Origin of the sequence: Chryseobacterium sp. AG363, from assembly GCF_003610675.1 — a bacterium.
In the GTDB taxonomy this organism is placed as follows: domain Bacteria; phylum Bacteroidota; class Bacteroidia; order Flavobacteriales; family Weeksellaceae; genus Chryseobacterium; species Chryseobacterium cucumeris.
Genome location: NZ_RAQF01000007.1, coordinates 56,768 through 72,641, shown reverse-complemented (window position 1 = coordinate 72,641; position 15,874 = coordinate 56,768). Strand labels below are relative to the sequence as shown.

Sequence of the window (15,874 nt, the reverse complement as noted above, 5' to 3'; positions counted from 1 at the left end):
GTTTATCTTTTTGAAATTTTATAGATTTACATTATTTGAAAAAAATTGATGATGAAAAAAGATTTTATCAAATATAAAGTGAAGCCAGATGATAGCCTCAACTCTATTGCATTTCGTATGAATATGAACAAACACGACCTAAAAGAGTTTCATAATCAAAACTGCGGGAAGATGGATAAGTTGTGGTTTGAAAGCCTGAGGGGAGTCGATTTTATTTTGATACCTATAGCCTATGTTTCTAAAGAAGAATATGAAGACCTATTACAAAAAAGACTTCCTTCAGCCCAGGATTTAGCTTCGCTTCACGCTGATGAATATAATATCACAGAAAATATACAGCAATTCAATAAAAATGAACTAACATTTAATTATAAAGTTAATATTGAAATAGATCAGAAGGCAACCCAGATTATTGCAAAAAAGAGACAAAAAAATTTCAAAAAAAACAACTGCACACCAGATGACAAAGTAAGTTCCCTTGCGCTAGCTTGTATGGAAACAGTCTCTCCCATTCCATTTATTATATCACCTGATGGAAAAATTTCTTCATTTGCCAATCATAAAACTTTAGTACAAAAATTTAAAGATAATCAAACAGCTATCAGAGATTTTTTTACAGGTGCGCCTTCAAAAGCCTATATTGATTTATTCTATGAAAATATCTCAAATGAAAAATATTTTCTAAAAAAGATAAGCTCTACCTTATTAAATAAAGTATTATTTCCTGATATAAATTGGTTTAGCAGAAAATCAAGCTGGGTAGAACGTTTCAAAATATACCCCAATTCTTTTCCCTTGAAATTTGATTTTAATGCCGAATATTTCCATGAAAATATAGAATATGTTGAAACAGTTATTAAAGGAATAATTGCAGAGAATTGCAGTCTTCAGGAATTAATAAAAGGATCTCGTTTTGAAAACGAAAAACAGGAAGATAGTATAAACGCCAGCATAGAAATACATTATTTCACAAATAAATTTACTAAACAATTAGCGGAAGCAAGTGCCACAATATGTATTTGTCATAGGAATGAACTATTTTATAAACACTACTTAAATCTAAAAACACAAAAATGAAAATTTATATCACAAAGAACAATGATACTTTTGCCGATATTGCCCAAAAGTTCAATATAAAAGATGAGAACTACTTAAAAACTTTTCATAATCTTTCATGCCCCCAAAATGATATTATACATGGAGAGTTAAAGGCAGGGAAACAAATTTGTATTCCTGAAGACCAAGAGTTTTTAGCTAATGATAAAAGCATCAGACCGAACGAAGATAAAAATTCTGATATGCAGAAAAGCAATACTAAAACTCATCCTGATAATAATGAAAGTTCAAACGAAGATTCATCTGCGGGAGAGTTAGGCAATACTTCTTCAAAAAATCAAAAAGAGACTAAGAAGACTGAAGAGGAAAATAAGGACTCCAACGAACATGATGGAAAATATTTCGTTATTCAAAAAGGTATATGCCAATGTAATCAGGGGTTCAAATTTCCAAGATTTAAAGTGACAAGTCATCAAAAACATTACTGGAATAATGCAGAAGGTCAAGATGATTATTTGGCTGTAACAGAAGATGATTTACAATTTGATCCATCTGTGCAACCTTTCGGTCAATGTAAACTAAAGCCGAGTTCTGGAGGATATCTACCTTGTACCTATGCTCCCGCAGGAAAATGGCAGAAAACCTATGAAAAAGTGAAGGTAATGGGGAAAAGTTGTCTAACAGAAATTTCTGAATTGATGTGCACTACCGGCGGAAAAATTACGGTCCTGAAGCATGGGCAACAAAACGGAATCAGCAAAACACAGATTGCCAATGCTGATTCTCAGGAACAGAATATTTATAATCCCATAGTGAACATTGATGAGCTGAAAGAAGAGATTGATAATGAAAATAGTTATGCACATTAAAATTATAAGGCAATGTCAAAAAAAGGTGTAGCAAAAATAACAGGTCCCACAAATCCACAAATTGGTGCTTCGGCATCCTATTCAGTTACAGAATGGTATAAGGAAACTCCTGCCAGCCAAAGAAATGGGAATAATGTCACTTGGGAACTCTTCAGAAAAAGAAATAATGGAAGTTATACTTCTACCAATATTAAAAAGAAAGGGGCAACGGGGACATTTACTTTTGAAGAAAAAGCTCTTGGACAGGAATTCTTTGTAGAGGGGTATCTGAATTCTCCTGAAAAAAAAGGCAATACCATTATTTACATAAGACCCACGAAAGGAGCACCTAAAATTATATCATTAACGCTCCTTGACAGCAATAAAAAAAAGATTACAATAAAACCTAAATATGGTCAGACCATAGTTGCGGAAATAAAAACGCAGAATATGTTTAAAGAAAAGCTGATTTTACAGGTTTGGGAACGAGACACAACAGCAGACACCGGACACAACAAAGACGAAAATACACTACTTTATGAAAAAGAAATTGCAGTTAATGCTAATGGAGTAAATGATGAAAATATAGTCCTTACTGAATTGATGATGAAAAAAGCTCAGGGAAGTGGAATATCTTTTATGATAGATGGAGGAGAACATGAATACTATTTGGTAGTTAAACATAATAATATTTCCACCTTCAGCCCACAAACAGTTCAGGTTCTGAATCAGATCATTGCGGTAAAAGGAAATGGCATCAATCCTCCACCGGAAAACCCCGAGACCGCCAGCAATGTGGGACAGGATCCTAATCAGCAAGGTTCTGAAGGGAAATGCCCGAGGTGTGAAAAAGATTTCACTTGGGATGAGATAAAAGAAATATTTGGGGAAAGTGACAAAACTTTCAGAATGGATTGTGTCAATTGGATTAATAAATATAAATTAGATTTTGGAATAAATACATGTGCAAAAAAAGCTCATTTTCTAGCTCAAATTGCAGCAGAAACCCATTTTAGAGAAAAAGAAATGGCAGAAGGAAATGTAAAATATATTCCAAGAAATATTCGCAGTGGTACTTTTGGGGATCGCGGTAAACTATTGGATAAAAGAGGACAGATTGAAGAATTCTGTAATGAAAGACCCGATCAAAAAAAGTTATTCAGTTTTTTATATGCGGCTGAAAACGGGTTTGGTAACGGCAATGGAAATGAAGCCAGCGGAGATGGCTTTAACTTCCGGGGAAAAGGCTTGATTCAATTAACGGGCAAAGGTAATTACAAATCTGCAATGGGTTTGATTAAAGAATATGTTCCCGCAAAAATCTACAGCGAATTAATATCTTCGGAAAAAAGGATAAAGCATTTTGATAAATTTGAATTTGAAGAAAACAGAAAACAAAAAACTATAAAAGATGTAGATCTATTTGATTTTATTACTTACTATGACATGCCCACAGAGCCAAAATATGCTGTTCTCAGTGCATTGGCAGACTGGAAAGGTAAAGGGCTGAGTAATTCTACATTAATGGTTAATGATGTAAAAAATGTAAGACCTGTTAGAAAAAAAATAAATGTAGGCTTAAAAAATCTGGATGTAGCAACTGATTTCTTTAAAAAAAGTGTGTCTCATTTAAAAGTAAATGAATGTACATTAGGAAAGAACAAATCAACTTCCACTGAAAAAGGGACAGTAATTTTAGTGTCTGGAACCGATAAGAGAAGTGAAAAAGATCCAGCGCAAAATATATATTGGATCATGTACCAGACAACAGTCTACAAAGATATTACGTTGGCAACATTCAAAAAACTTAAAGGAGAAAATAAACTACCTAACCCTGACTATACAACATACTTAAGTAGAGATACACATCAAACTTATTCCAAATCTTCTAATGAAACCTTTAAACATTCTGATAAAAGATTTGGAAAATATAATGAAATTCCCCCTGGTGAATACTTCCTAGTCCCAGGTTTAGATAGTCAAAAATATTTAGTTTATGTAATTGATTCTGAATCAAAATCTGCAGGTGATGAAAATGGAATAAATGGACCTGATGGGGCAAGAGGAGGGGTTGCACTGCATCATTATTGCCCACGCTTTTCAGTAGGTTGTTTCACATTCAATTCTGGAAAAGACACAACACCTGTTAAAAACTTTGTTAAAGAAATACCTGATTTAAGTTTAGGAGATAATAGACCTGTACATTTTATTGTTGAGCCGCGTCAAGTAAAAGAATCACAATGGGATAACCCAGCATATGGAACTACAAAATGGACAGGAATTTAAAATAAATTAGTAATGAATAAGAATCTGCCACAAATAGTATTATTAATATTCACATTATCATGTGGACAAAATAAAACGAACAAACAAATGAATTCACAAAATAAAGCTCCCTATAACCTGATTGAAGAAGGTGATAACACTAAGTTCAATTATGATAATCTTTCACCAGATATTATCAATTACGGAGCTAAATCTTTAGAAAACTTCAATTATAAATTTCCTGATTCTGAATTGTTTTCCAAAAGAATATCAGAAGTTTACGGGGTAAATATTGATGAATATACCAATAGGATTGTCTCCCTGAGAATATCAGATTTTCCGGAAGTTGCTATAAAAAGTAAAGCATATATATTAGTACAGGATAGCGATTCTGATGCTAAATATTCTATCACGCCAGATATTTTATATCAGTATAATAAATTTATTATTTATAAAGATAAAACGGCGTTAAAAATCCTGAAAATGAGAGATCCTTATCTTACAAAAGATCTGGTTTTATATTATGGATATAATGAAGATAAAGATCTTGTAAGTTTTGCTTTCAAAGATTTCGATTTTTCAAACACAACATCTTTTCATGAATTAATCTTCGGAAGAAAAAATAAAAATCAACAATTTGTGCTTAGAAGCGGTATAGTGAATGACATTGAACAGATTGTTTATAAAGGCAAAACAAAAGAGATACTTTCTGAAGCAAAGGAAGGAAACGGATATGATTCATTGGGAGAAATTCTCAATATGATGTATAAAAATCAACTCGACTATGCAGAATGTGATAAAAGTATTGCTTTTTTATGTGAAAAGTCATTAAATGTAGGTGATATTGGAGATGTTCAGAGTTTTATCAATAAAAACAAAGGCTTTATTAAAAAGTTAGAACACAACAGTTATTATGGTAATGAAAGATTAAAAGTCTTTTGTGAAAACTTAGAAATATTCAATGGTCCGGACGACAATAAAATAATTAATGACCCTGACGGGTATACCAATTTAAGAAAAGATAAAAATACCACTTCAGAAGTTTTACAAAAAATAAAATCTGGTGAACAGGTAAAAGTTTTAGATGACAGTGGAGATTGGTGGCTTGTGGAAACAAAAGATGGCAAAAAAGGTTATATTCATAAAAGTAGAATAAAGAATGAGTAATACGTAATAAAATATATTTCGGTTAGTAACATTTAGACGATTTTTCCTTCTTTTTCGCCATTGTCAACATTTTAACTATAAAGCTTTTCTATAGTCAATGGAAGCTTTTATTTTATTAAAAATGTATTACCATATAAAAAAGCTCAGATATTTTTATAAAAAGAAACAGAGATTCACTAAATTTAATATTCTTGTTAATAATTTCACTATAAAACAAAAATAAAGTGATAGAAAAGGCTATTTTCAACAATTAATAACAAATTTATAAATAGTGATTTTTTCATAACTTTACTCTAAATTTTTCAGCTCTTGGCTAATCTCTATAAAAAAGACTCTCCCTTTCAGGTTTATATATCATTCAAAAAATATTTGGATGTTCTGGAACATATCCGCTATAATGACAGACTGGAATACAGAGTGAACTACGCAGAGTCTTTGATTGAAAGCACAAGAAACTTTAAAGAGCTCAGAGAAGGCTTCCAGGATACTGCCCTTCTTGAAAAATACGAAGACCTGATCAGACTGCTTCTTGCGGATCTTTTCCCAACAGGCCTTACCAAAAACGAAATAAAGGCGGCAAGCATTCCGCTTTCCAATATCACCTTCAACTATACCGAAAGGTTTAAGGATATTCTGAAAGATGCCGGAAAAGACTTCGAAATAGAACTCAGAAATATTTCAGATAATGAATTTTATGTGTTCTGCTGTTGTCTGATTCTTCAAAGCTACTTTAAAAAAGATATTAAAAGTACGCTTCCGTTTTATTATGATATTCCCAATAAACAGGGAATCATGAAACATTATAAAATTACGGTCAATTCTGACTTTACGGAAATTACTCCTACAGAAGATGCCAAAATTCCATCTGATGATATTCTGGATATGCTTTTGGAAAATCTGGATGATTTTAAACTCTGGAAAAAGTATTTCCCTTCTCAATCGTGGATATTAAAAGGATTTACGATTATTTCACTGGTAGACTGTACCTCTGAAGTCGCCCTTTCCGATCTGAAATCAAGCATGATTGAAATTGATCCGGAAAATATGAATCCCAACGAAAATCTTACGGAAATTTTCAAATCTTACTTTGATGTTCCGGAATTGAGCTTCGGACTGATGACTTTCAATAAAAAGGAACAGAAGCTGGATAAACTCCCGATTTATGAGAGTCTTCTTACGAATCATATCCTGGATTTCTGGATCAATGCATTTGATGAAGAAACCCGTAAGAGTACCTTCAATAATTTAAATCATAATTCAAAGCCTGTAGTTGTCTCCAATGTAAACAACCTGGACGAAAATGTCAAGCTGCTTCCTTCCTTCAGTATTTTAAAGGATAATAATGTGAACAGCTTCATGGTAATTCCTATCATGAAAGATGGTGAGCTTCTTGCAATCATGGAATTCACCTCTCCTATTGCCGGAAGTTTCAATGGCTTAAAGCTTAAAAAACTTGAGTTTTTTACTGATATGGTTCTTTTTTCTCTGAACAGATTTTATTTTGAGAAAAATTACCAGATTGAAGCCATTATCCAGCGTGAATATACAACCATCCATGACAGTGTGGTATGGAAGTTCAGAAATGAAGCTGAGAAATATTTTACAGCATCGCTTGGAAAGAAAATTTATACTTTAAAACAGATTGCATTCAAAAATCTGACACCTTTGTTTGGGGTTTCAGATATCCGTTCTTCTTCTGAAAAACGTTTTAATCTGATGCTGCAGGATCTTAATCAACAAATTGAATGGCTGAATGAAGTTTTGACACTCACCAATTCCGATTCGGAAAAATTTGTACTGGCACTGGATGTTTTTGAGAATGAGATCAACAATGAGATCAAAGCTGATACGGAACAACGTTTTCAGAGATTATTAAGGGAAGAAATTCATCCTTTTTTACAGGGAAAACTGGAAGTAAGAACCTCCAGAGAAATAAAAACAAAAATCAAAGACTATTTTTCACACATCTTTACTTCTACGGATCTGTTTTATCACCACAGGAAAAACCTTGATGACTCTATCACGCTGGTCAACCGAAAACTGGCAGATATGCTGGACGAAAGCCAGGTAAAAGCACAGGAAATTTTCCCGCATTATTATGAAAGATTTAAGTCTGATGGCGTAGAGCATAATCTATATATTGGTTCTACCATAGCTCCTGAGCTGCACTATACTTCGAAAGTAGTTCACAAACTGAGATACTGGCAGCTGAAAACCATCTGTAAAATGGAGCTTGAATTTCAGTCGTTCAAAAAGTATCTTCCGGTACCACTTGATATTGCTTCACTGATTTTCGTCTATAATGAAAAAATAGACATCCGTTTCAGAATGGATGAAAAACGCTTTGATGTAGATGGAGCTTACAACTCCTATTATGAGATTATCAAAAAACGTCTGGACAAAGCCCATGTGAAAGATTCTTCAGAACGCATCACTGCTCCCGGAAAGATCACCATCGTTTATTTCGGCATGGAAAACCAGAAAGAATACCTTGACTACATTTCCAAACTGCAGAAAAAAGGAGTTTTACAAAATGATATAGAATTTTTAAGAGTAGAAGACCTTCAGGGAATTACGGGATTACTGGCATTGAGAGTATCATTTACACTTCCGCAGGAATAAAAATAATGCTTATTTAATCCACAAAATAAGTATCCGGCTTCTTCAATTCCCCTTGAGGAATTCCTGCCTGCTCAAAAATAGAAAACTCAATCGTACGGCAGATGCTGTTTAAAGCAAGATCATTTTCCTCTTCACCAAAAGGTTCTCCAATCTCCTGAATAATAGCATCAAGAGCAATAAAGGTGTAGCTGATCAATAAAACGATTAAAGGCATCATCCATCCCAAAGTATCTACCAGCCCAAAAGGAAGCCAGAAACAATATAGATAAACGGTACGATGCAGCAAAACACTGTAAGCAAAAGGTAATGGTGTATTGTAAATCCTCTCACATCCGCCGGAAATATTAGAAAACTGGTTCAGCTGATGATCCATGGAAGTCATGACAATGGTATCAATATTTCCTTTTTTATTCTGTTCGCTAAGCCAATCTGCAATAACGCCTAAAATAATATTGGGAATGAATTTTTTATTCTTCACCAGTTCCAGTTGTTCGGGCGAAAGCAGTCTCTCAAGATGTTCTGTACCAGATTTATCTCTCAGCTGAAAGTTCAGTGACCATGCAAATGCAGAGATCAGCTTGATGATTTTCTCTTTTTCCTCTTTAGCTTCAGGCGAAGAATCGTTTACCAGCGATAGGATCTGTCTTGTAAGGGATCTGGTTTCAATGACCAGTAATCCCCAGAGTTTCCGGCCTTCCCAGAAACGGTCATAGCTTGCAGAATTACAGAATCCCATAAAAATGGCAAGAGCAAGTCCTATTAATGTAAAAATAGTAGGATTGAGATGTACTTTATAATCAAAAATTTCTCCTTTGAAAAAATAGATCGCCAATGAAAACAGCGTGATAATGGTAAGCTGAATAACAATTTTCTTCAATACGGAGCCTCTCCATATAAATAACATTTTCAGCCAGTTCGTACGCTGTCGGACTATCATTTGTATATGTTTATTAATTAAAGACTAAGAAAAGCCGCCCCGAAAGATAAAACGGAAATAATAATTCCAGCCATAAAAATCTTGTAGGTAATGGATAAAAGCCTGTACTTCCTGTTAAGAACTTTCCCGAGAAAATACAAATCCTTCACCATTGAGTCATAAATATAATCTCGGTCTTTAATAAGGTCTTTCATCGCATTATTATAATCGTCAAACAACATCTGATGAAAGTTTCCAAAGAACAGCAGGTTTACTTTTCTGTTGGCGATATCCTCAGAAGTAAAAGTTGATTTTGTGACATTCGGTTTTGTGGACAGAATCGCAAATATGATCGTCAATACGCTTGATAACAATAATATGAAACTTGGAAGAATCAGATGTGAATTTTTAGGAGCATCCAGCTTCGGTACTAATACAGAAAGACAAACTGAAATAATAATGGCATTTACCGATAAAAGAATATTGGCTTTACTGTCTGCAATATCACTTAATCTTGTATGATTGTTCAGTGTAACTCTGAATAGGGTATCTACACTTCTGTCTGATTTTTCCTTTTCTTTTTTACCTTCCGAAACCTCCTTTTTATTTTCTTTTTTCTCCTCTTCTTTTTCCAGCTTCTTCTCGATTTTTTTAATATTTTTCTTTTTCAGCGGTTCCCAGTTTTCTTTAGCATAATCCGTATAAAAAGTATGCTTATTTTTCAGCATGTCCAGATTTCCGGCATTCCATTCTTCATTGGAAAAACATCTTACATTGGTAAGTTCCCATTCTTTTCTCAAAGCATCAGAAATATCACTGTAATCATGGCCTGCAAAATGACTGAAATCGGCATCCTTTACGATTTTTTCCAGTAAGTTCTGAGGTTCATAATGAATTTTGGTAGCTAGAATCAGTTTTTCAACATCTGCAATATAGTTTTCAGGATAGTTTTGCTCGTGTAAAAAGGCTTTCATGACCTCTACACTTCTTTCCTCATGGTTCAGCGCACATTCTATATACCCTGTATCATGAAACCATAATGCAACGAGTACCTTCTCCTGATCCTCTTCAGAAACAGGAGTGTTTTTCATGATTTCCTCAGCCTTATTAACTGTATAGGCAGTATGGATAAAATTATGATAAAAATATACTGAAGATAACTTATCTTTGAATAAGATTTCAACATAATTTTTAGCTTTTTGTAAAATGCTCATCCCTGAAATTTTGTTAATGTAAATTTATGAATTTATCCTTTAAAACTCATCTAAAAAATACTTCTATTGTTCTTCGAACGGTAATGTCTGCAGGAGTCCTTTATTCCTGTGCTACCTATAACGTGCAAAAGGGCAAAAACTTATTTGAAGTAAAAGATTCCGAAATAAAATCAGAAAATGATTTTAAACTCTTTCTGATTGGAGATGCAGGAAACTCAGATGAACCTCAGGCACAAAAAACACTTAATTTACTGAAAAGTAAGCTGGATTCTGCCAACAGTAACTCTATGCTGGTCTTTCTGGGCGATAATATCTACCCCAATGGGATGCCTAAAGAAACAGATAAAGATTACGCCACAGCGAAACAAAAACTGGAAAACCAACTCTCCATTACCAAAAATTTTAAAGGAAAAACTCTTGTGATTCCGGGAAATCATGACTGGTACAGTGGATTGGAAGGATTGAATACCCAGGAAGGGCTGGTTAAAAAATATCTTGATGATAAAAAAGCATTCCTTCCTAAAAATGGCTGTCCTATTGATGACATCAACATTTCTAAAGATATCAAACTTATTGCTATTGATTCGGAATGGGTGATCGCCAACTGGGACAATTATCCTGGAATCAACAAAAACTGTAATATCAAAACCCGTGAAGATTTTTTCACAGAGTTTAAAGATCTGATCATTAAAAATCAGGGGAAAAAAATCATTGTTGCCCTACACCATCCCATCATCAGCAGCGGAACACATGCAGGATTTAACTCTGCAAAATCTCATCTCTTTCCTTTAAAGAGTAAAGTTCCTGTTCCTGTAGTGGCAAGTGTCATCAATATATTAAGGAGTTCCTCAGGCGCAAGTCCTGAAGACATTAATAATCAACATTATGCAGATCTGGCCAACCGATTGAAAAGTATTGTTCAGGATAAGGAAAACATTATTTTCGTATCCGGTCATGACCATAATCTGCAATATCACGAAGATGGAAATTTAAGACAGATCATTAGTGGAGCAGGTTCTAAAACAGATCCTTCTACCATTGTAGAAAAAACAGACTTTTCCTACGGGGGCAGTGGCTTTGCGGTTTTAAATTTCAGAAAAGATGAAAGCACAGATGTGGAGTATTTTTCTACTAAAGATGCTCAGCTTCAAAAATTGACTCATATTTCCGTGATTTCCAAACCGGATGTGTTTGTCAATAATTTCCCAAATTCTTTTCCTGCAACATTCTCTTCAACTATTTACCCGGTACCGCTTACCGAAAAAAGAAAGTTTTACCGTTGGCTTTGGGGGGATCATTACAGAAGATATTACGGAATTCCCATTGAAGCTCCGACGGCTAATCTTTCAGAATTGAACGGAGGATACATTCCTTTCAGAGAAGGTGGAGGAAACCAGTCCAACAGTTTGCGATTGAAGTCTGCAGACGGACAGGAATTCGTGATGCGCGGCGTGAAAAAAAGTGCGATCCGTTTCTTAAATAATATGGCTTTCCAGAAAAGTACACTGGGAGAAGAACTTGCAGATACGTATCCTGAAAAATTCTTACTTGACTTTTATACCACCAATCATCCATTTACACCGTTTACCATTGGGAATATGTCTGAAAAACTGGGCATTTTCCACAGTAATCCAAAACTGTACTACATTCCTAAACAACGCGCTTTGGATAGATATAACGAAAATTACGGGGATGAAATGTATATGATTGAAGAACGTTTTTCTTCAGATCCTAAAACATTGGCTTATCTTGATAATGCAAAAGATATTGTTTCTACCGATGATGTATTAAAAAACCTCAGCAAGAGTAATAAATATTCTGTTGACAGAGAATCTTATATCAGAGCAAGGTTATTTGATATGCTTATCGGAGACTGGGACAGACATTCAGACCAATGGAAATGGGCACAATATGAAGAGGGTGATAAAGTGATTTATAAACCCATTCCAAAAGACAGAGATCAGGCATTCAGTAAATATGATGGAGCAGCCTTTAAAATCATTATGAATGTTCCTGCTATCCGTCATATGAAAACCTTTACAGAAGACATCAGCAGTGTAAAGTGGCTTGCAATGGAACCTTATCCGATGGATCTTGTATTCTTAAAAGGTTCAGATCAGAATGAGTGGGAAACCCAGGCAAAATATATTCAGGAACATCTTACGGATGCGGATATCGATGATGCTTTCCATAACCTCCCGAAAGAAGTGCAGGATGACACCATTGCTGAAATCCAGAGAAAACTGAAAATAAGAAAAACAAAGCTACAAAGCTATGCAGCTCAATACTATGATGTATTGCTGAAAAAAGTTCCTTTGGCAGGAACGGTAAACCCTGATAAGTTTGTCATCACCAAAAACGGACATTCTGTGATGGTACAGCAATACAAGCTTGGTAAAAATAAAGACCAGAATGAACTTGTTTTTGAAAAGACGTATCATGATTCGAAAACAAAAGAATTATGGATCTACGGACTTGAAGATGATGATACTTATGTAGTAACAGGAAGCGGAAGTCCTAAAATGAATATCAGACTGATTGGCGGATATAACCATGATACCTATAACGTTGCGGATGGAAGAAAAGTGAAAATCTATGATTTCAAATCTCAGAAAAACACTTACAATTCCGGAAATGCAACCAAAAACATTACGGATGATTATGACATCAACAGCTATAATTATAAGCACCCCAAATATAATTCCGTTGCAGGATATCCAAACCTGGATTACAACCCGGATGATGGTGTCATTGTAGGAGTTTTAGCTAATTATACGGTGAATAATTTTATCCGTGATCCATTTACTCAAAGACACAGTTTAAAAGCTAATTTTTATACAGCAACTGCAGGATTTAGCCTGACTTACAAAGGGGTATTTAAAAAGGCAATCTCAGGTTGGGATATCAATCTTGATGCATTTTATACAACTCCGAGGTTCTCTCAAAACTTCTTTGGACTTTCCAATGAAAGCGAGTATGATAAGGAGGATACAGAACGAGAATACAACAGAGCCAGAATATCTAAGTTTAACTTCGCTCCCTCTATTTCTCAAAAGAGCTGGATGAACCTCAGCCATCAGTTTCAACTGACTTTTGAAGATAATAAAGTACAGAGAAAAGCTGACCGTTTCATCAATCAGTCACCGGATGTCAGACCTGGTGTATTTAACAGCCAGCAGTTTGTGGGAGCCAATTATACCTTTGGCTATAAAAATGCAGATAATGCAGCCTTCCCTACTCTTGGACTGGAATTTATGCTGAATGCAGACTGGAAAGCAACACTTTCTGATTTTAATAAGAATTTCGTAACCGTAAAAGGAAAGCTTGCCATTGACCACAGGATTGATAAAAAGGGAACATTTGTGTTCGCTAATTCCAGCAATGTGATGTGGATTAATAATAATAATTTTGAATTTTATCAGGCTGCAGCTATCGGAGGTAATAATGGAATGAGAGCCTTCAGAAATGAAAGATTCTCAGGAAGATCCTATTTTACCAATAACTCAGAAATCCGATGGGATTTTGGACGGGTAAGAAATAATATTGTTCCTGCGAACATGGGAATTCTTATCGGATATGATATCGGCCGTGTATGGAATGACAATGAAAACTCTAGAAAATGGCATCAGTCTGCCGGTGCCGGAGTATGGCTGAGTATTGTGGAAATGATGTCTGCAAGGTTGAATTATTTCTATGGCTCAGATGGTGGAAGAATTTCTGCCGGAGTGGGAATGAAATTTTAATCTGATAAATTTAAAAAAACAATTCTCATTTTCGAACAGGTACTGCAATCCAACATTCAACATAAAACACTGTTTAACAACATGTTAAACTATTTAAAATTAAAAATTTGAAAAAATTTCAATTTTAATAAAATTTAATAATTCAAATTTTCAACTCACATTTTTTACTGATAAAATAAATATGGCCTTTAATTAAAGGCCATATTTTCAGCTACATAAGTCAAAACCAGACATAGTTCAATATGATTATCAATTCCTTAAAAAATAGACATTTTAAAAACATTTTATATTTGTGGCAACAAAAAATCAACAAATGATGAAAAAAAAACTATTGTATATGGCTTTATTTGTCATGTTCATTCAGTTAAATGCACAGATAGGGATTAAGACACCGACTCCCCAACATACATTGCATGTCAACGGTTCACTGCAGGTGGTTAAAGATCTTAATGTGGGTGGAGATGACAGAACAAAGGGAAATTCCGGAAACAAAGGTGAAGTTTTAATGTCAAATGGAGCAGGTAATGCACCTGTTTGGAAAACAATTGAGTCAGAAAACTTTCTAAAGGTGGTTTATGTCGGAAACAAAACAGACATCAGCCCAGCCAGTGGAAGTTATACAGGTACGCATTCTACACCAGTCAATACCCATGAAAGTTATTCACAGACCTATGTTTTTAATGTGAGTAATAAGATCGATACGGCTTATTTAACTTATAATTCTACAACAGGGCTTTTCACAGTAGTAAAACCTGGATTTTACAATATTGTTCCTTATGCTACTTATGATCTTAATTTAAATCCATCAGGACAAACTGCAGGAACAGCTAACTCATACATACAAAAAGTTTCTCCTGCACTCACAACGTTAGCAGGCATATCTACGGGCCATGGAGAGCGTACAACGGGATTGAATCATAATCTTTCCTCCATTAACTTTTTCAATGCAGGAGAAACATTCAGAATACGCTGCCGTTATACTCAGAACTTCAGATTATCCAGCGGAAATATTCATATCTCTTACCTTACTCCCTAAGCACTACAAACGTCAATCACTTCATTAACATTTCATATATTTAAAAACCCCACAGATTTCTCTGTGGGGTTTGAATTTTTATAGAGGTTTGTTTATTACAAAGAAAAAGTATACACATTTCCACCTTCATCTTTCCCTTTCTCATCTGCGATCATTAATGTTTTATCATCAAAGAATACAACTGCTTCCTTCTGAGAATTATGATGTAAAGGGATTTTATGGATTTTTGCAGTACTGAAATTGTTTGCTGTAAATCCGGTAAGAACGTGAACATTTTTATGGGTAAGCAATACAATCTTATCTTTTGTACTGTTGATGCTGGCAGAGGTAATAGCAGCATCGTTATACCCTCCATCAAGTTTTAACCTTCCTATTAACTTTGCTTCAAAATCGCCTTCTTTATTGGGTACCTGGAATACAAGGAAAGTTCCATCAAAACCTTTGCTTCTGTTTTTAGTGAATAAGTAAAAATTTCCGTCCATTTCCACAAAACCTTCACAATCGTACAAAAGATTTGATTTTTTGGGAGGAAACTCTGTCTGTCCCTGATAATGGAATTTTGTAGTCTGAACAACCTTGGCCGCAATTTGTTTGGTATCTTTCAAATCTGTTTTTAAGATGGCCAGATCCTGTCGGTTATTGTCATTATTCCCAAAATCTCCGATATAAATATTTCCCTGGGGATCAGATATGATATCTTCCCAGTCTGTATTTTCAGCATTTTCTACCGGTATTTTTGCCAGCATATCGCCTTTATCACTTAGCCCGTATATTGCATTTTTATTTCCTCTGTCTTCTATCGCCCAGATTGTTTTCTTATCCTTTGACAAAGTAATTCCGGAAACTTCCTTCAACTTCTTGGGTAAGGAAAACTGTACTTTCAATTCGTCTTCCTTAGCAGGAGAATTCTGAGCTTTTGGATTGCAGCTTAACAAAAGCAAGGCGGGTAAAATAAGAAAGCGTAACATATTTATATTTTATTTTTTTAACTGAATATAAGAAGCATT

At 34.5% G+C, this 15,874-nt stretch carries 10 protein-coding genes; 7 read left to right on the top strand and 3 right to left on the bottom strand.

Going from position 1 to position 15,874, the window contains the following annotated elements:
• Positions 1 to 48: 48 nt before the first annotated feature.
• From DEU39_RS21810 to DEU39_RS21790, 5 genes are all read left to right on the top strand, one after another.
• Positions 49 to 1,077: a LysM peptidoglycan-binding domain-containing protein gene (locus DEU39_RS21810; protein ID WP_120233370.1), complete on the top strand. Its 1,029-nt coding sequence runs from the start codon at positions 49 to 51 to the stop codon at positions 1,075 to 1,077.
• Positions 1,074 to 1,925: a PAAR-like protein gene (locus DEU39_RS21805; protein WP_120233369.1), complete on the top strand. Its 852-nt coding sequence runs from the start codon at positions 1,074 to 1,076 to the stop codon at positions 1,923 to 1,925. Before DEU39_RS21810 ends, DEU39_RS21805 begins: the two co-directional genes overlap by 4 nt.
• A 429-nt stretch (positions 1,926 to 2,354) precedes the next feature.
• The gene (locus DEU39_RS24550) at positions 2,355 to 4,190 is read left to right on the top strand and encodes a hypothetical protein (protein WP_183037460.1); all 1,836 of its coding nucleotides are present in this window, start codon (positions 2,355 to 2,357) and stop codon (positions 4,188 to 4,190) included.
• 87 nt (positions 4,191 to 4,277) lie between these two features.
• Positions 4,278 to 5,336, top strand: a complete 1,059-nt coding sequence (locus DEU39_RS21795) for an SH3 domain-containing protein (protein WP_183037459.1) — start codon at positions 4,278 to 4,280, stop codon at positions 5,334 to 5,336.
• A gap of 309 nt (positions 5,337 to 5,645) precedes the next feature.
• Positions 5,646 to 7,958: a GAF domain-containing protein gene (locus DEU39_RS21790; protein WP_062675592.1), complete on the top strand. Its 2,313-nt coding sequence runs from the start codon at positions 5,646 to 5,648 to the stop codon at positions 7,956 to 7,958.
• Between the two features lie 13 nt (positions 7,959 to 7,971).
• Here the strand turns inward: DEU39_RS21790 and DEU39_RS21785 are convergent, their stop codons facing one another.
• Complete coding sequence (locus DEU39_RS21785; protein ID WP_120233367.1) at positions 7,972 to 8,895, bottom strand: bestrophin family protein; 924 nt, start codon at positions 8,893 to 8,895, stop codon at positions 7,972 to 7,974.
• A 17-nt stretch (positions 8,896 to 8,912) separates the two neighbouring features.
• Positions 8,913 to 10,088, bottom strand: coding sequence for a Pycsar system effector family protein (locus DEU39_RS21780; protein ID WP_120233366.1), 1,176 nt, complete (start codon positions 10,086 to 10,088; stop codon positions 8,913 to 8,915).
• 26 nt (positions 10,089 to 10,114) lie between these two features.
• On the opposite strand from DEU39_RS21780, the gene DEU39_RS21775 reads away from it, so the two are divergent.
• Both DEU39_RS21775 and DEU39_RS21770 read left to right on the top strand, forming a co-directional pair.
• Positions 10,115 to 13,831, top strand: coding sequence for a metallophosphoesterase (locus tag DEU39_RS21775; protein WP_120233365.1), 3,717 nt, complete (start codon positions 10,115 to 10,117; stop codon positions 13,829 to 13,831).
• A gap of 313 nt (positions 13,832 to 14,144) precedes the next feature.
• Positions 14,145 to 14,867 (top strand): hypothetical protein, encoded by a 723-nt coding sequence (locus tag DEU39_RS21770; RefSeq protein ID WP_120233364.1) that lies wholly within the window; start codon positions 14,145 to 14,147, stop codon positions 14,865 to 14,867.
• 95 nt (positions 14,868 to 14,962) lie between these two features.
• Here DEU39_RS21770 and DEU39_RS21765 read toward each other — a convergent pair whose 3' ends face one another.
• Complete coding sequence (locus DEU39_RS21765) at positions 14,963 to 15,835, bottom strand: SdiA-regulated domain-containing protein (protein WP_120233363.1); 873 nt, start codon at positions 15,833 to 15,835, stop codon at positions 14,963 to 14,965.
• Between the last annotated feature and the right edge of the window lie 39 nt (positions 15,836 to 15,874).